The following is a 16,343-nucleotide window of genomic DNA, read 5'->3' as shown; positions in this document are numbered from 1 at the left end:
CCCGGCAGCGACCCCCTCAGCAGGGGTCGGCGAAGTCGCCCCGGGTGTTCAGCGTGCGGGCGTTGCCGCCCTGCTGCGCCTTGGCGGCGCACATGGCCGCCCGGTCGCCGCCGAAGTCGAGGTAGACCGGGTAGATGTTGTTGCCGTTGAGCTGCCCGCGCAGCGACGGGCACTGGCCGGGGTAGGTGTACTCGCTGCCCGGGGTGGCGTCCAGCGCGCGCGAGATCGCACCCGCCGTGTCGACCCCGGGCTGCTCGACGACGGAGTTCACGATGAGGATGTTCCGCCCGTCGCACGCCGGCCCGGTCGCGGACACCGCGCCGCGGGAGGTCTGCACGGTGCCGACGAACCGGCCGTCACCACCACGGTTCCCGCCGGACCCGGGCGTCGCCTTCGCCGGGGGCGCCTGCCCCTCGTCGCTGCAGACGGTGAGGGACGACCTCACGGTCTCCGGCACGGCCTCGGCGTCGAGCCGCTCCGGGCTGTAGCAGGCGAAACCGGTGAAGGTGGTCCCGTCCGGGGTGAACTTCTCCCACCGACCGTCGACCCAGTGCGCGAGCACCACGAGATCGGTGCGGCTCTGACCGGCCCTCGCCCACGCCCCGTCGCAGGACGAGATCGCGTCGAGCTCCCGCATCCCGAGGTCCCGCTGGATCGCGTCGACGGAGCACTCACCCTGCGCCTGCGCCGGTGCGGCGGGCGGGGGTGCGGGCTCGGAGGGGGCCGGGGGTGCGGCGGTGGTCGTGTCCGGGGCGGAGGTCGACGACGACGCCGCCGACGCTGCCGACGCCGACGCCGACGTCGACGCTGACGTGGTCGCCGCCGCGGAGAAGGAGGCGTCGGGCCCCGTCCCCGGGCCCCACACGAACCACCCGACACCCGCGGCCGCGGCGACGAGGACGACGACGCCGGCCACCGACGCGATGACCCTGCCCTTCCGCCGGGACCGGGGTGCGGTTCCGGCGGTGGCGGTGGCGGATGCGGGGGTGGCGGTTGCCGCGGTTGCCGCCGGGGTCGCGGGGGTCGCGTACGGGGCGGAGGATTCGGCGCGGGCGGGGTACGGGGTGCCCGCACCGTACGCGGCAGGCGGGTTGACGGGGAGACGGGTCGTCTCCTGCGGGTCCACGTCGCCGGGGGTCGACGCGTTCCGGCGGATCAGCGTCGTCTCGTCGTCGTCCGGCGTCGGCGCATTCCGACGGATCAACGTCGTCTCGTCGTCGTCCGGCGTCGGTGCGTTCCGGCGGATGAGCCGCGTCCCGTCGTCGCCCGAGTTCGACGCATTCCGGCGGATCAGCGCCGTGTCGTCGTCATCCGGCGTCGGCGCATTCCGACGGATGAGCCGTGTCCCGTCGTCGTCACCCGCGCTCCCGCCGGACGGGGCCGGGGTGCCGCCGGTGGACGCACCCTTCCGGGCCCCGCCGCCCCACGCGTCCGCGCTGCCCCAGCTGTCGTCGGGTCCGGCCGTGTCCCCCTGTCGCGGGGTCGTCGCAGGTCCGGGCGTGTCCGCCGGTCCGGGCCTGTCCCCGGTTCCCCAGCCGTCCGCGCGGCCCCGGTCCTCGGGTCGGTCCTCCGGGGTCGGCCGCCGGCGGCCCCACTCGTCTCCACTCATTCTCCGGTTCACCTCGTGTCACGTGTCGTCGCTGACCCGCGCGTGGTGTCACTGCGTGCCACGTCACGTCGCACGCTCTCCGGGGTCCGGGCACGCGGGCACGACAGATGCTACCCCGTTTCTGACGCCCTGTAACAGAAACTCGGGGAGAACTCCCCGGCGGGCCGCCTCACCGTCCCCGCCCGGTTGAGCGCCCACCCGTGTCAGCGACCGGCAGTCCCGGGTCACCGCGCGCACGCCCGTGTCGGCGACTGGCAGCCCCAGGTCAAAAAACGGGCCATTTTTGACCGCGCACTGCCAGTAGCGCGCATCACCGATCCATGGGACGGTCACGAGGGCGCGGGGCGGTCACCGCCCGGCGCGCAGCTCACCGCCCCGCGCGCAGCTCGTGGCTCAACGCGTCGAGCTCACCGCCCGGCGCGCAGCTCGTGGCTCAACGCGTCGAGCTCGCCGCCCCCGGCCATCTCCAGGGTCAGCTGTTCCAGCGACACGTCGCCGTACGCGGCGTCGAGCACCACCCGACCCATGTTGAGCAACAGGAACCGGTCACCGACGAGGTACGCGTGGTGCGGGTTGTGCGTGATGAGGACCACGCCGATCCCCCGCTCCCGCGCCGCCGCGACGAACCGCAGCACCATGCCGGACTGCTTCACGCCGAGAGCGGCGGTGGGCTCGTCGAGAATGACGACCCGCGCACCGAAGTGCACGGCCCGCGCGATCGCGACCACCTGTCGCTGCCCACCCGACAGGGACCCGACGGGGACGTCCACGTCCGCCAGGTCGATGCCCATCTCCCGGAGGGCCCCGGCGGTCACCCGGCGCATCTCCCGCTGACGCAGGGTGCCCGTCCGGCCGGTGAGCTCCTGGCCGAGGAAGAAGTTCCGCCACACCGACATCTGCCCCACCACGGCGAGATCCTGGTGGACCGTGGCGATGCCCGCGTCGATGGCGTCGCGCGGCCCCCGGAACCGGACCGGCTCCCCGTCGACGAGGATCTCCCCGGACGTCGGCCGGTGCAGCCCGGACAGCGTCCGGATCAGCGTCGACTTGCCCGCGCCGTTGTCGCCCAGCACACACGTCACGGTCCCCGCGGGGACGGACAGGGAGACGTCACGCAGGGCGTCGTACCTCCCGAAGCTCTTCGACACCGACCGCAACTCGACGACCGGCGGCACCGGCCCGCCACCCGCACCCGGCGCGGCGGGTGGGGGCGTCGTCCCACCGACCCGGGCCGTGCCCTCCCCCGCGGTCACCGGCGACCCTCCGTGAGCCGGGAGAACGACGTGTTCGTCAGCACGGCGAACAGCAGCATCGCCCCGAGGAAGAACTTGAACCAGTCCGGGTTCCACCCGGCGTACACGATGCCCTGGTTGGTCATGCCGAAGATCAGCGCGCCGACGGCCGTGCCGACCGCCGTGCCCCGCCCACCGGTCAGCGCGCAGCCGCCGATGACCGCCGCGATGATGTACAGGAACTCGTTGCCGACGCCCTGGCCGGCCTGGATGCTGTCGAACATGTACAGGGTGTGCTGGCCGACGAACCACGCGGCGAAGCCCACCGTCATGAACAGGATGATCTTCACCCTCGTCACGGGCACGCCGACCGCTCGCGCGGCGTCCGGGTTGCCGCCCACGGCGAAGATCCAGTTCCCGAGGCGCGTGCGGTGGAGCACCCACGTCGCGAGGACGACGGCGCCGATCCACCACAGGACCGTCGCCCGGACCTGCACGCCGGCGACGTCGAACGACCCGGCGAACACCGCGTGGGCGGTGGGGAACCCCTCCATGTCGGAGAGGACGGGGGGTGGCGACCTGCCCCGTGACCAGCTTCGTCACCGCGAGGTTCAGCCCCTGGAGCATGAGGAACGCGCTGAGCGTGATGAGGAAGCTGGGGATCCCGGTGCGGGTCACGAGCCACCCGTTGAGGGCCCCGATCGCCAGGGAGACGACGAGCGCACCCAGCGAGCCGACCCAGGTGTTCAGGTGGAGGTTGTAGTTGAGCATCGTCGCGGCGAGGGCGGCGGTCGTCACGGCGACGCCGGACGAGAGGTCGAACTCGTCGCCGATCATGAGCAGCCCGACGGCCACGGCCATGATGCCCATCGTGGAGCTGGCGTACAGGACGGTGGCCATCGCGTCCGCGGAGCGGAACGACGGCGCGACCACCATGAACAGGGCGAAGATCAGGACCGCGCCGACGAGGGACGCGAGTTCCGGGCGGCGGGTCAGGCGGGCGAGGCCGGTGCTCGCGCGGAGCCGGTCGTCGCCCGTGGCGGGGGTGGCGGCGGGTGCGTCCGGCGCGGCGGCGCGCGCGGTCCCCGCGGTGTCGTGTGCGTCCGGCGCGTCCGGCACGTCGGGCACGTCGGGCGTGGTGTCGGCGGGGGTCACCGCAGCCCCTCCTTCGCGGCGTCGGCGATGGTGTCCACCGTGTCGGCGTCGACGAACGACGGCCCGGTGTACACGGGCCGCCCGCCGCCGACGGTGGAGCCGTTGCGCCGGGCGAGCCACAGCGCGTCGACCGCCAGGTACCCCTGGAGGTACGGCTGCTGGTCGACGGCCCACTGCACGTCACCCTTGCGGATCGCGGCGACGAGCTCGGCGTTCGTGTCGAACGTCGCGATCTTCGCCGACGAGCCCGCGTCCCGTGCCGCGCTGACGGCGGTGAGGGCGACCGGCGCGACGAGCCCCACGACCCAGTCGATGCCCCGGTCCTGGGCGGGCTTCGCCTGGACCGTGGACTGGACCGCGGTGAGGTCCTGGCCGTTGACGTAGAGGGTCTCCACGGTGCCGCCGGCCCTGCTGCCCCCGGAGGCGCCGCCCCCGTTCCCGTTCCCGCCGGTCGCGCGCTCCCCGGCCCCGGCGGCGAGGCCTTTGCGCAGGCCCGCGCACCGCGCCTCCTGGCTGGAGTTGCCCTGTTCGTGGATGACGCACAGGGCCTTCGTCGCCCCGTCGGCGGCGAGGCGTCGACCGGCCTGCTCACCGGCGACCCCCTCCTCCTGGCCGAAGCAGCCGCTCATCCCGTAGCGCCGGTACTGGTCCATGCCCGCGTTGAGGCCCACGACGGTCACCCCCGCGTCGACGGCGCGCTGCACCGCGGGGCCGATCGCGTCGGGCGTGGGCATGGTCACGGCGATGCCGTCGACCCGCGAGTCCACGGCGTTCTGCACGAGGTTCGCCTGGTTCGGGGCCTGCGGGTCGGAGCTGTACCGCAGCTCGACGTTGTCCTTCCGCGCGGCGTCCTCCGCGCCCTTGCGCACGAGGTCCCAGAACGTGTCGCCGGGGGCGCCGTGGCTCACCATCGCCACGGTCATGCGGGGGGTGTCGACCGTCCCGCCGCCCTCGCCGCCGGGGGTCGACCGGGGGGCTCCGCCGGTCGCGGAGCACGCTCCGAGGGTGACGACGCCGCCCAACGCCAGCACCGTCCGCCACGCCCGCCCGGTCCGGGTGCGCCCCGCGCCGCGGTGGCCGCGCAACCCGCTGCCGGTGCCGTGCCGGTCGCCGCCCCCGTCGCCGCGCAGCCCGCGCCGGCGCGTCCCACTGTCGTGTTCTGTGTTCACCCCGACGAGTCAACGTGGCCGGACCCTCCCCGTCAAACCGGCTGACCTGCGGGTTTACCGATTCAGAAGGTCTGACCTGCAGCATCCCGGGCGCCCGGCTCCCCCGCCGCGCCCCCGCGCCACCGCACACCCGCGTCCGCACCAGCACACACCCGCGCCCTCCGCGCGGCGCGCACCCGCGTGGTCAGGCACCCGCCGCGCGATGCACCCGCGCGACGCGTCCGCGCGCTCAGGCGTCCGTTCCGCCGTCGGGCCCGTCGGCCCCGTCGGCCTCGTCGGCCTCGTCGTCGAGACTGAGCCCCAGCTCCTCCAGCTCGGCCTTGAGCCGGTCCATCGACATCTCGTCGACCCCGTCACCGTGACCGTGCCCGCCGGCCCCCGGGCCGCCGTGACCGTGCAGGCCGAGCACCCCGGCGAACCCTCCCCCGTGACCGCCGAGGGGGGCGTCGTCCCCCGCCCCGGAGAGGGTCTCCACGCCGTCGACCTCGACACCCTCGCCGCCGAGCTGCTCCCCGAACGCCGCGTACGCCGGGTAGATGACCTGCTGCTCCAGCTCCAGGCGCAGCGGCTGCGGGCAGAAGGCGACGTCGAGGGCGTTCGTCGTGAACTCCAGCAGCTGCCAGTACTCCAGGTCGAAGTTCTCCTGCAGCGCGATCATCTCGGACGTCATCGTGCACCCGGAGACCAGCCGGTTGTCCGTGTTGACGGTGAGCGTGAACCCCGTGTCGTAGAGCAGGTTGAACGGGTGGTCGGCGACCGTGTCACACACCCCGGTCTGGGTGTTCGACGTCGGGCACACCTCCAGCGGCACCTGGTTGTCCCGGACGTACGACGCCGTGCGGCCCAGCTCGATGCCGCCCATCGTCGCCTCGAAGTCCTCGTAGATCCGCACGCCGTGGCCGATGCGCCGCGCGCCCTGGGCGAGCGCCCCCGCGATGGACTCCACGCCCGCCGCCTCACCGGCGTGGACCGTGAAGGGCACGAGGTTCTCGCGGAGGATGCGGAAGGCCTCGCGGTGGTTCTCCGGGGGGAAGCCGTCCTCCGCCCCGGCGATGTCGAAGCCGACGACGTACCCCTCCCCCGGGGTGTGCTCCCCGTGGTTGTCCACGGTGAGCTGCGCGATCTCCGCCGCCCGGTCCGCGTGACGCATGGCGCACAGCAGCAGCCGCGCGTGGATCCGCCCGCCGCGTTCAGCGACGGCCCGCTCCCCCTCCTTCACGCCCTCGACGGTGGCCTCGACGACCTCCTGCAGGGTCAGCCCGTTGCGGAGGTGCTGCTCCGGGGCATAGCGCAGCTCGGCGTAGCACACGCCGTCCGCGGCGAGGTCCTCGACGGCCTCGCGGGTGACGCGGACGAGGGCCTCGCGGGTCTGCATGACCGCGGTGGTGTGGTCGAAGGTGGTGAGGTACGTCGGCAGGTCACCGGAGTTCGCGGCGTCGAAGAACCACGTCTCGAGCTCGTCCGGGTCCGTCGTGGGCAGCCCGTCGTACCCGGTCTCGCGGGCGATGTCGATGATCGTCGCGGGGCGGAGGCCGCCGTCGAGGTGGTCGTGGAGGACGACCTTGGGCAGGGAGGCGATGACGTCGTGATCACTCATGAGGCCCCACCCTAGTCCGCACCCCGGACAGCGGCCCGCGCGGCGGGTGGCGGCGGGTGGCGTCGGGTCGCCCGCGCCGCCGGGCCCCCGGCGCGTGACCGGTGGGGGGACCGGCCCGCGCGGCCGGTGGCGGCGTCGACCCCCTCCCCCGGCGACCCCCGGCGTCCGGGAGCGGGGTGGGGTGCGCTCCCCGGCGGCTCCCCCTCCTGTCCGGGCTGCACGCTACACTGTCCGGGTGCCGAGCCTCCACGCCCTCCACCGACCCACGGCCACGACTCTCGTCTGCGCGACCGTCGCAGCCCTGGCGTGCGCGCCCGCCGGGGCGGTCACCGGCCCCGCGGACACCCTCCCGGGGTCGCCCGCCGCGCCGGCCGGGGCGACGATGCAGCTCGCCCAGGCGGTGCCGGGCCCGGACTCCCCCGACGTCGGGCTCAACGGGGTGGCGCGCGGCGACTGGCTGCCGCTCACCGTCGCCCCCGGCGCGCCGCTGCCGCCGGACAGGTTCCTCGACACGCACAGCTGCCCCTTCCGCCAGGCCCCGCCGCCGGCGTTCGACGCGTCGGAGACTCCCCCTCCCGGGACGACACCCCCGCCGCCGAAGCCCGTGCCGGACCCCGCGCCCGGCGACGGCCGGCTGAACTCGTGCGACACCGTCGCGGGCGCGGGCTTCGACGTCCCCGACCGGCTGTCCACCGGCGCGTGGACGGTCTACGACGTCGACACCGGCGAGGTCCTCGCCGCGAAGGACGCCGAGAGCCTCTACCGGCCCGCGTCGACGATCAAGGTCCTGCTCACCATGCTCGCCCTGAAGGACCTCCGGCCGGACCAGGTCGTGCCCGTCCCGGAGAAGGCCCTCACCGTCGACGGCTCCGCCGTGGGCCTCGGCGCGACCGGCCGGTACACCGCCCGCCAGCTGCTCGAGGGGCTCATCATGCGGTCGGGGAACGACGCCGCGCTCGCGCTGGCCGAGGCCATGGGCGGGGAGGAGCGCACCATCCGGCGGATGCAGGAGCTCGCCGACTCCCTCGGCGCGGCGTCGACGCGGATCACGACCGTCATGGGGCTCGACGCGCCGGGCGTGCAGACCACCGCCGCGGACATGAGCCTGTTCTACCGCGCGGCGTTCCGCGACAAGGACTTCCGGGAGCTCGTGGGGACGCGGCTCGTCGACTTCCCCGGCTACGAGGACCACCCCGGCTACCAGCTGTCCACCGACAACGAACTCCTCGCCGCGTACCCCGGCACCATCGGCGGCAAGACCGGGTTCACCGACAACGCGCGGCACACGTTCAGCGCCGCCGCGGAGCGCGACGGGCGGACGCTCGGCGTGATGATGCTCAACGGCACCGTCGCGGCGGGGCGGCCGTGGCAGCAGGCGGCGGCGCTGCTCGACGCCGGGTTCGCGGCGGACCCCCGGGCGAGCGTCGGATCGCTGGAGAAGACCGCGGCGAACGCGAAGGCGCAGCGTGACGGCGGGGCGTCGGCGTCCGCGTCGGCCGGGGCCGCGGCCGACGGGTCCGGGTCCGGGAGGGTGCCGACGGAGCCACCACCGCGGCCTCCGCCGGCGCGTCCGACGGCCGCCTGTCGGGCGGGCCCGTCGGTCGCTGGCTGTGGATCGTGGGGATCGTGCTGGTCATCGCGGCGTTCGGGGCGCTCGTGTGGCGCAGCGGCCGGCGCCGCTCCCGCTGACGCACCCGCCGACGCCCCGCTCACCCCGCGGCGGTCCCCCACTGGCAGCGCCGGGTCACCCAGCACCCGCACATGTCACCCACTGGCAGCGCCAGGTCAAAAAACGCCCCGATTTTGACCCCGCACTGCCACTCACGCACATCACGAGCACCCCGCGCCCGCAGATGTCACCGACCGGCAGCGCCGGGTCACCGCGCGCCCGCCCCGCGGCTACTTCCGCCGGAACACCGTCCCGACGACACCGCCGAGCACGACACCCAGCGCCGCGCCCGCGCCGATGAGCCCGGCCCGCCCGACGTCGGACGCGCCGGTGCGCACCTCCTGGCGCACCCGGATGACCGCCGCCGGCGGGGCCTCGGGCGTCAGCTGCTCCAGGGACTCCGGCGTCGTCGCCGCCCACGCGGAGCAGTACAGCACGATGCGCCACACGAAGTAGAGCAGCACCATGACGCCGATGATCGGGCCGAACGTCGCGCCCGCCGGGTTGCTCGTCGCGTTGGAGAAGAAGACCGTCGCGAACTGCTTGAACACCTCGAAGGCCACGGCGCCGATGACCGCCGCCTTCGCCGCGGACCGGCGGGGCACGTGCGTGCGCGGCAGGTAGAGCAGCATCCAGAAGAACACCACCCAGTTCGCCAGCAGCGCCACGACGAGCGCGATGAGCCACGTGAGGAAGCGGATCCCCGGCACGTCGCCGAGCCCCATGTGGTCGAGCAGGTCACCGGTGAAGCCCGACCCGCCGAACGCGGTGATCGCGAACGCGATGATGAGCGCCACGAGCAGCCCGACGAGCCCGATGAAGTCGCGCAGCTTCCCGGTGAGGAAGTTCGCCGGCTTGCCCGGCACCTTCCACACGGCGGAGACGCCCATGCGGAGGTTGCCCATCCAGCCGAGCCCGGTCCACAGCGCGAGGAGCAGACCGATGGAGAAGACGCCGGTGCGCTGGTCGATCGCCTGGTTGATGATGTCGGAGAGCACCTCCCCGAGCTGCCCGTCGCCGGAGTCCCGCACGGTGTCGAGGATCTTGTCGAGCAGCTGCTGGTTCCCGGCGAGCACCATCGCCGCGACGGCGAAGGCGACCATGAGCAGGGGGAACAGCGTCATGACGGAGAAGTACGTGATCCCGGCGGCGTACTGGTTGCCGCCCTGGTCGCCGTAGCGTTCGTTCATGCGCATGAGGTGGTCGAACCACGGCCAGCGCTCCCGGTAGCGGGCGACGGCCCCGGGGTCGTCCCCGTGGGCGCGTTCGATGCCGTGGTCGTCCAGGCGGGTCCGGTCGGGCTCCGTCGTCGTGGCCATGTGTTCTCCTCGTGAGGGGACCCGCCGGGCTCGCGCGCGGCGGGGTGGTGTCCGGCTGTGGCCGGGGTCAGGGTCCCGGCTCGTCAATCAGGTACACACCGTACACGGAGGACCGGACGGTCGCCCCGGGGGCACACTCCGGGAGGGTCCCGACGCCGCCCCACGCCGCAGCCCCCGCCACGCCCCACCCGACCCGCGCGGCAGGGTCCCGACGCCGCCCCACGCCGCAGCCCCCGCCCCGCCGGCCCGGCCCCCGCCGGCCCCGCCCCGCGCGCTACGCCCCGGGCGCGAGGAACCCGACGGCCCGGTACACGTCCGCGACGGTCCGCGCGGCGATCCCCCGCGCCCGCTCGGCCCCGTCGGCGAGCACGCGCTCGAGCTGCCCGCGGTCGGACATGTAGTCGTCGAACCTGGCCCGCAGCGGCGTGGTGAACGCCTCGAGCGCCTCGGCGGTGTCCGACTTCAGCGCCCCGTACCCGGCCCCCGAGGCGGCGTAGCCGTCGACGACCTCGTCGATCGTGCGCCCGGTGAGCGCCGCCTGGATGGCGAGCAGGTTGGACACCCCCGGCTTGGCGTCCCGGTCGAAGCGGATCTCGCCGTCGTTGTCCGTCACGGCGGAGCGGATCTTCTTCGCGGACGTGCGCGGGTCGTCGAGCAGGTTGATGATGCCCTTGGGGTTGGAGCCGGACTTCGACATCTTCGACGTCGGGTCCTGGAGGTCGTAGATCTTCGCCGCACCCTCGGGGATGAAGCCCTCGGGGACGACGAACGTCCGGCGGTAGCGGCTGTTGAACCGCTCGGCGAGGTTCCGGGTGAGCTCCAGGTGCTGGCGCTGGTCCTCGCCGACGGGCACGAGGTGCGGCCGGTAGAGCAGGATGTCCGCGGCCATGAGCATCGGGTAGGCGTAGAGGCCGGAGGTCGTGTTGTCCGCCCCCTGCTTCGCGGACTTGTCCTTGAACTGGGTCATCCGGCGGGCCTCGCCGTCGCCGGTGATGCACTGGAGCACCCAGGACAGCTGGGCGTGCTCGGGCACGTGGGACTGGACGAAGAGCGTGGACCGGTCCGGGTCGATGCCGAGGGCGAGCAGCTGCGCCACCCCGGCGAGGGTGCGTTCCCGCAGCTGGGCGGGGTCGTAGCCGGGCACGGTGATCGCGTGCATGTCCGGGATGAAGTAGAAGGTGTCGTAGGTGTCCTGGAGGTCGATGAACTGCTTCACCGCGCCGAGGTAGTTGCCCAGGTGGTAGGAGTCGCTCGTCGGCTGGAGGCCGGAGACGACGCGCTGCGTCGTCCCCCCGTCACGCGCGGCGCCCCGGGCCTCCCCCGACTCCGCTCCGCCGTTGTCCTGACCGCTCGTCTGCTCCTGCTCGCTCATGGTCGATCACCTTACCCAGCCCGCGGACGGCCCGCGCCGCGGACCCCGCCCCCGCGCGGGCCCGCGCCCGGGTGCCGCGTCCCCCGGGCTGCGGCTACCGGTACTCGACGAGCACCGGCGAGTGGTCGCTCCACCGCAGGTCGTAGGCCTCGGCGCGGTCGACCCACGCCCGCTGCGCCCGGGCGGCGAGGTCCGGGGTCGCCATCTGGTAGTCGATGCGCCAGCCGGCGCCCGTGTCGAAGGCCTTGCCGCGCCACGTCCACCAGGAGAACGGCCCCTCCTCGTCGGGGTGGAGCGCCCGGACGACGTCGACCCACCCGGCGTCCGTCGCCGGCCCGTCGGCGAGGCGGGCGGCCGCGCGGTCGCCCGGGGTGTACCCGACGGCCCCGGCGAAGGCCCCCGGGGCGCCCGCCGGGTTGCCGGTGCGGCCGGCGTCGGTCTCGTCACCGATCTGGGTGGTTCCGTCGGGACCGGGCCCGACGAGCCAGTCCATGAACGCGCGCTCGTCCGGGAGGAACCCCGCCTTCGTCCGGTTCGGACGCCAGTTGCGCAGGTCCTCCCGCCGGTGGCAGATGTTCCAGTCCCCGCCGACGACCATCCCCTCGCCCGCGGCCGCGCACTCCCGGGACCGGTCGCGGAGGTACGGGCCGAAGGCCTCGAGGAAGCGGTACTTCTCGTCCTGCTTCTCCGTCCCGGCGGCGCCGGAGGGCAGGTACAGGGAGGCGACGCGCACCCCCGCGGTGACGGCCTCGATGTAGCGGCCGGCGTCGTCGAACTCCTCCTCCCCGAAGCCGACGCGCACGTCGTCGATCCCGTGGCGGGAGAGGACCGCGACCCCGGCCCGGCCCTTCGCCGCGGCCTCCGCCTGGACGAGGGTCCACCCCGCGCCGTCGTCGGGGTCGAGGGCGGGGGCGAGGGCCTGCCGGGTCTGCTCCGGGGTCGCGCGCACCTCCTGGAGGAGGACGACGTCCGCCGGCGTCTCCTCCAACCAGGGCAGGATGCCGTGGTTGCGCTCGTTGCGGTGCTTCGCGGCGGCGCGGATGCCGTTGACGTTGACGGTGGCGACGGTGACGGGGGAACTCATGCGGGAGAGTCTACGAGACGGCCCGGAGCTGCCGACGCCGGAGGAGGTACGTCGGCACCCACACGACGATGGCGCACACCGCCATGCCGGCGCCCGCGAACGCCGGGGCGGCGTACCCGTACCCGGCGTTGATGACCGCGCCGCCGACGGCCGCGCCCCCGGCGTTGGCGAGGTTGAGGGCGGACTGGTTCATCGACCCGGCGAGGTTCTGCGCGTCACCGGCGACGTCCATGAGCCGGGCCTGGAGGTTCGGCACGAGGATCGAGCCGGTCATGCCGATGAGCCCGAAGTTCACGATCGCGGGCAGCGCGTACCGCGAGGTCACGGTGAAGGCGAGGAGGATGACGATGAGCGTCACGAGGGCGCCGAGGATCCCGAACTCGACGTTCCGGTCCGAGATGCGGCCGCCGAGCCACGTGCCGGCGACCATGCCGACGCCGTAGACCATGAGGACGAGCCACATGAGGTCCGCGGGGAACCCGGCGCGGTCCGTCATCGTCCACGAGATGTACGAGTACACGGCGAACATGCCGCCGAAGCCGACCGTGCCGAGCAGCAGCGTGAGCATGACCTGCGGGTTCGTCAGCGCCCCGAGTTCCGTGCGGGCCGCGGTGACGGGCATGCTCGTCATGTGCGGCAGGGAGATCCACAGGCCGATGAGCGTCGCCACCCCGATGAGGGCCACGAGCGCGAAGGCGGTGTTCCACCCGAAGGTCTGGCCGAGCCACTGGGCGACCGGCACGCCGACGACCGTCGCCACCGACAGGCCGAGGTTGACCTGCGCGATCGCCGCGCCGCGTCGGCCCTCCGGGGCCATCGACGCGGCGATGAGCGCCGAGACCGCGAAGTACGCCCCGTGCGGCAGCGCGGCGATGAACCGGGCGACCATGAGCATCCCGTAGCTGCCGGCGAAGACGCTGAGCCCGTTGCCGACGGTGAAGGCCACCATGAGCAGGATGATGACCCGGCGGCGGGGGATGCGGCCGGTGAGCGTCGTGATGAGCGGCGCGCCGACGACGACCCCGAGCGCGTACGCGGTGATGACGTGCCCGGCCTCCCCCTCGGAGATGCCGAAGTCCCCGGCGATGAGGTTGAGCAGCCCCATCGCGACGAACTCCGTCGTGCCGATGCCGAAGCCGCCGAGGGCGAGCGCCAGGGTGGCGATGGTCCGGCGGCGCGACCCCATCTCCGTCTGACGGGGCACCGGGCGTCGGCGGGCGAAGGCGGGTGAGGTCACGGGGTCCCTTCCTGGGTCGGTGGGTGCTGGGGTCCGGGTCGGTGCGGTGCTGTGGTGCTGCGGTGCTGCGGTGCTGCGGTGCTGCGGTGCTGTGGCCCGGTCCGGGTCGGTGGAGTGCTGCGGTGCAGTCGCGATTGTCCCCGTGGGGCGGCCCGCAGTCCAGTCGGCCCGCCCGGCGCGGGGCGCGGTCCCGGGGGCCCGACGCCGACCGGTGCGTCCGGTGCGGTCGGGCCCGGCCCTCGCCGCCCGCGCGCCGGAGGTCTGACGTATTCTGTGGGTGCAGGCGCCCCGTACCGGTGGGAGGCCCGGGGCCGTCAGAGGACAGTCACAGCACAGTCCCCGTACAACCGAAGACACAGGTCCACCACAGGTTGACCCGCACCTGCCCGCGGTCGGCACTCCCGACCGCCGCACATGTGTCACACACCAAGTCACCAACGTTGGGAGAATCCGGCCCATGGCCAAGATCATCTACACCCGCACCGATGAAGCGCCGCTCATGGCGACGTACTCGCTCAAGCCCATCGTCGAGGCGTTCGCGTCGACGTCCGGGGTCGAGGTGGAGACGCGCGACATCTCGCTGGCGGCGCGCATCCTCGCGGCGTTCAACGACCTGCTCCCGGAGGAGCAGCGGGTGAACGACGCCCTCGCCGAGCTCGGTGAGCTCACCGGGTCCCCCGACGCGAACATCGTCAAGCTGCCGAACATCTCCGCCTCCCTCCCGCAGCTCAAGGCCGCCGTCGCCGAGCTGCGCGCCGCCGGGTACGCCCTGCCGGAGTACCCGGACGAGCCGTCGTCGGACGAGGAGCGCGACGCCCGCGCGCGGTACGACTCGGTGAAGGGCTCGGCCGTCAACCCGGTCCTCCGCGAGGGCAACTCGGACCGCCGCGCCCCGCAGGCCGTGAAGAACTTCGCCCGGAAGCACCCGCACTCCATGGGCGCCTGGTCGTCCGACTCGCTGACGAACGTCGCGACGATGGAGGCGGACGACTTCCGCCACAACGAGAAGTCCGTCGTCCTGCCGGCCGCCGACGAGCTGACGATCCAGCTCGTCACCGCCGACGGGCGGACCGAGCAGCTGCGGGACCCGCTGCCGGTCGAGGAGGGCGAGATCGTCGACGCGACGGTCCTCCGCGCCGCCGCGCTGGACTCCTTCCTCCGCGCCCAGGTCTCCCGCGCGAAGGCGGAGGACGTGCTGTTCTCCGTGCACCTCAAGGCGACGATGATGAAGGTCTCCGACCCGGTGATCTTCGGCCACGCCGTCCGCGCGTACTTCGCCGACGTCTTCGCCACCTACGGTGACGAGCTCACCGCCGCGGGGCTCACCGGGGAGAACGGTCTCGCCGCGATCCTCGACGGGCTCGACGGCCTCGAGCGCGGTGCGGAGATCCGGGAGGCGTTCGACGCCGCGCTGGCCGACGGCGCGAAGCTCGCCTACGTGAACTCGCAAAAGGGGATCACGAACCTCCACGTGCCCTCCGACGTCATCGTCGACGCCTCCATGCCCGCGATGATCCGCAACTCCGGGAAGATGTGGAACCGCGACGACGAGACCGAGGACACCCTCGCGGTCATCCCGGACTCCTCCTACGCCGGGATCTACCAGGTCGTCATCGACGACTGCCGCGCGAACGGCGCCTTCGACCCGACGACGATGGGCACGGTCCCGAACGTCGGCCTCATGGCGCAGAAGGCCGAGGAGTACGGCTCCCACGACAAGACCTTCACCATCCCCCACGCCGGCCGCGTGCAGGTCCTCAACCGCGCCGGGGAGGTCCTCATGGAGCACGAGGTCGAGGAGGGCGACATCTGGCGCGCCTGCCAGACCAAGGACGTCCCGGTCCGCGACTGGGTCAAGCTCGCCGTCAACCGGGCCCGCGAGACCGGCTGGCCGACCGTGTTCTGGCTCGACCCGGAGCGCGCCCACGACCGGAACGTGCAGGCCCGCGTCGAGGACGCCCTCGGCGACCACGACACCGACGGCCTGGACATCCGCATCATGAGCCCGGTCGAGGCGTGCCGGCTGTCCGTCGACCGGATCCGCGCCGGCGAGAACACGATCTCCGTCACGGGCAACGTCCTGCGTGACTACCTCACCGACCTCTTCCCCATCATGGAGCTCGGCACGTCGGCGAAGATGCTGTCCATCGTCCCGCTCATCGCCGGCGGCGGCCTGTTCGAGACGGGTGCGGGCGGGTCCGCCCCGAAGCACGTCCAGCAGCTCCAGGAGGAGAACCACCTGCGGTGGGACTCGCTCGGCGAGTACCTCGCCCTCGCGGAGTCGCTGCGCAAGCTCGCGGAGACCGACGACAACCCGCGCACGCCGATCCTCGGTGACGCGCTCGACCGGGCGACGGAGAAGGTCCTCAACGAGGGCCGGTCGCCGTCCCGGAAGGTCGGCGAGATCGACAACCGCGGCGGCCACTTCTACCTCACGATGTACTGGGCCCGTGAGCTGGCCGACCAGACCGAGGACCGCGAGCTCGCGGAGATCTTCACCCCGGTCGCCGAGCAGCTCGAGGAGGCGGAGGACACGATCACCCGCGAACTGCTCGACGTCCAGGGCTCCCCGGCCGACCTCGGCGGCTACTACTGGCCGGACGAGGAGAAGGTCACGGCGGTCATGCGCCCGTCGGCGACGTTCACGCGCATCGTCGACGGTCTCAACGCCAACCGCTGAGACCACCCGCGCGGCGGGCGGCACCGCCGCCGGGTGTCCGGACGGCCGCCGGCCCGCACCGGGTCGCCGCGCCCGGACCCGCCGGGACCGCCCGCCCCGCGGTGACCGTTCGACCCCCGAAATAAACCGCTCTGTCTACCCCCGTTGAGGCGCTGACCAGCGTCGACACCAAAAAGTAGACAGAGCTGTTTACATTCCGGGCGGGGTCTGGCTAGTCTCA

General features: G+C 73.4%; 10 protein-coding genes and 1 pseudogene. 2 read left to right on the top strand and 9 right to left on the bottom strand.

The genetic code is table 11. The annotated features are described in order from the left end of the window. Positions 1 to 16 precede the first annotated feature (16 nt). The 5 genes and pseudogenes from CBOVI_RS02485 to CBOVI_RS02465 all read right to left on the bottom strand — a co-directional run bounded on the left by CBOVI_RS02485 (position 17) and on the right by CBOVI_RS02465 (position 6,762). Positions 17 to 1,609 (bottom strand): hypothetical protein, encoded by a 1,593-nt coding sequence (locus CBOVI_RS02485; RefSeq protein ID WP_125186345.1) that lies wholly within the window; start codon positions 1,607 to 1,609, stop codon positions 17 to 19. A 407-nt stretch (positions 1,610 to 2,016) separates the two neighbouring features. Next, positions 2,017 to 2,784: an ATP-binding cassette domain-containing protein gene (locus tag CBOVI_RS02480; RefSeq protein WP_029157978.1), complete on the bottom strand. Its 768-nt coding sequence runs from the start codon at positions 2,782 to 2,784 to the stop codon at positions 2,017 to 2,019. A 74-nt stretch (positions 2,785 to 2,858) separates the two neighbouring features. Next, positions 2,859 to 3,837 (bottom strand): annotated as a pseudogene (locus CBOVI_RS02475) (ABC transporter permease). 155 nt (positions 3,838 to 3,992) lie between these two features. Beyond that, a complete protein-coding gene (locus tag CBOVI_RS02470) occupies positions 3,993 to 5,027 on the bottom strand; it encodes a substrate-binding domain-containing protein (protein ID WP_029157977.1) in 1,035 nt (344 codons plus the stop codon). A gap of 367 nt (positions 5,028 to 5,394) precedes the next feature. After that, on the bottom strand, positions 5,395 to 6,762 hold the full coding sequence (locus CBOVI_RS02465; protein WP_010272321.1) for an adenosine deaminase: 1,368 nt from the start codon (positions 6,760 to 6,762) through the stop codon (positions 5,395 to 5,397). A 235-nt stretch (positions 6,763 to 6,997) separates the two neighbouring features. Between CBOVI_RS02465 and CBOVI_RS02460 the strand changes: the two genes are divergently transcribed. After that, entirely contained in the window at positions 6,998 to 8,569 is a 1,572-nt protein-coding gene (locus CBOVI_RS02460) for a D-alanyl-D-alanine carboxypeptidase family protein (protein ID WP_183273647.1), read from the top strand. A 92-nt stretch (positions 8,570 to 8,661) separates the two neighbouring features. On the opposite strand, the gene yhjD is transcribed toward CBOVI_RS02460, so the two are convergent. From yhjD to CBOVI_RS02440, 4 genes are all read right to left on the bottom strand, one after another. Continuing rightward, complete coding sequence (yhjD, locus tag CBOVI_RS02455; RefSeq protein ID WP_010270953.1) at positions 8,662 to 9,750, bottom strand: inner membrane protein YhjD; 1,089 nt, start codon at positions 9,748 to 9,750, stop codon at positions 8,662 to 8,664. 274 nt (positions 9,751 to 10,024) lie between these two features. Further along, positions 10,025 to 11,122, bottom strand: coding sequence for a tryptophan--tRNA ligase (trpS, locus tag CBOVI_RS02450; protein ID WP_010271356.1), 1,098 nt, complete (start codon positions 11,120 to 11,122; stop codon positions 10,025 to 10,027). Positions 11,123 to 11,216: 94 nt separating this feature from the next. Then, positions 11,217 to 12,206 carry an exodeoxyribonuclease III gene (locus CBOVI_RS02445; RefSeq protein WP_125186244.1) on the bottom strand — a complete coding sequence of 330 codons (990 nt, stop codon included), beginning with the start codon at positions 12,204 to 12,206 and terminating at the stop codon, positions 11,217 to 11,219. 10 nt (positions 12,207 to 12,216) lie between these two features. After that, positions 12,217 to 13,392 (bottom strand): MFS transporter, encoded by a 1,176-nt coding sequence (locus CBOVI_RS02440; protein ID WP_010274635.1) that lies wholly within the window; start codon positions 13,390 to 13,392, stop codon positions 12,217 to 12,219. A 508-nt stretch (positions 13,393 to 13,900) separates the two neighbouring features. On the opposite strand from CBOVI_RS02440, the gene CBOVI_RS02435 reads away from it, so the two are divergent. Beyond that, positions 13,901 to 16,123 (top strand): NADP-dependent isocitrate dehydrogenase, encoded by a 2,223-nt coding sequence (locus tag CBOVI_RS02435; RefSeq protein WP_010270856.1) that lies wholly within the window; start codon positions 13,901 to 13,903, stop codon positions 16,121 to 16,123. Positions 16,124 to 16,343 lie beyond the last annotated feature (220 nt).

Origin of the sequence: Corynebacterium bovis DSM 20582 = CIP 54.80 (genome assembly GCF_030408615.1) — a bacterium.
In the GTDB taxonomy this organism is placed as follows: Bacteria; Actinomycetota; Actinomycetes; order Mycobacteriales; family Mycobacteriaceae; genus Corynebacterium; species Corynebacterium bovis.
This window is presented reverse-complemented; position numbering and strand designations above follow the sequence as displayed.

Coding starts and splice junctions, on each gene's coding strand:
- CBOVI_RS02440 (WP_010274635.1), bottom strand. CDS start 13,392: ATGGGGTCGCGCCGCCGGACCATCGCCACCCTGGCGCTCGCCCTCGGC.
- CBOVI_RS02445 (WP_125186244.1), bottom strand. CDS start 12,206: ATGAGTTCCCCCGTCACCGTCGCCACCGTCAACGTCAACGGCATCCGC.
- trpS (WP_010271356.1), bottom strand. CDS start 11,122: ATGAGCGAGCAGGAGCAGACGAGCGGTCAGGACAACGGCGGAGCGGAG.
- CBOVI_RS02435 (WP_010270856.1), top strand. CDS start 13,901: ATGGCCAAGATCATCTACACCCGCACCGATGAAGCGCCGCTCATGGCG.
- yhjD (WP_010270953.1), bottom strand. CDS start 9,750: ATGGCCACGACGACGGAGCCCGACCGGACCCGCCTGGACGACCACGGC.
- CBOVI_RS02465 (WP_010272321.1), bottom strand. CDS start 6,762: ATGAGTGATCACGACGTCATCGCCTCCCTGCCCAAGGTCGTCCTCCAC.
- CBOVI_RS02485 (WP_125186345.1), bottom strand. CDS start 1,609: ATGAGTGGAGACGAGTGGGGCCGCCGGCGGCCGACCCCGGAGGACCGA.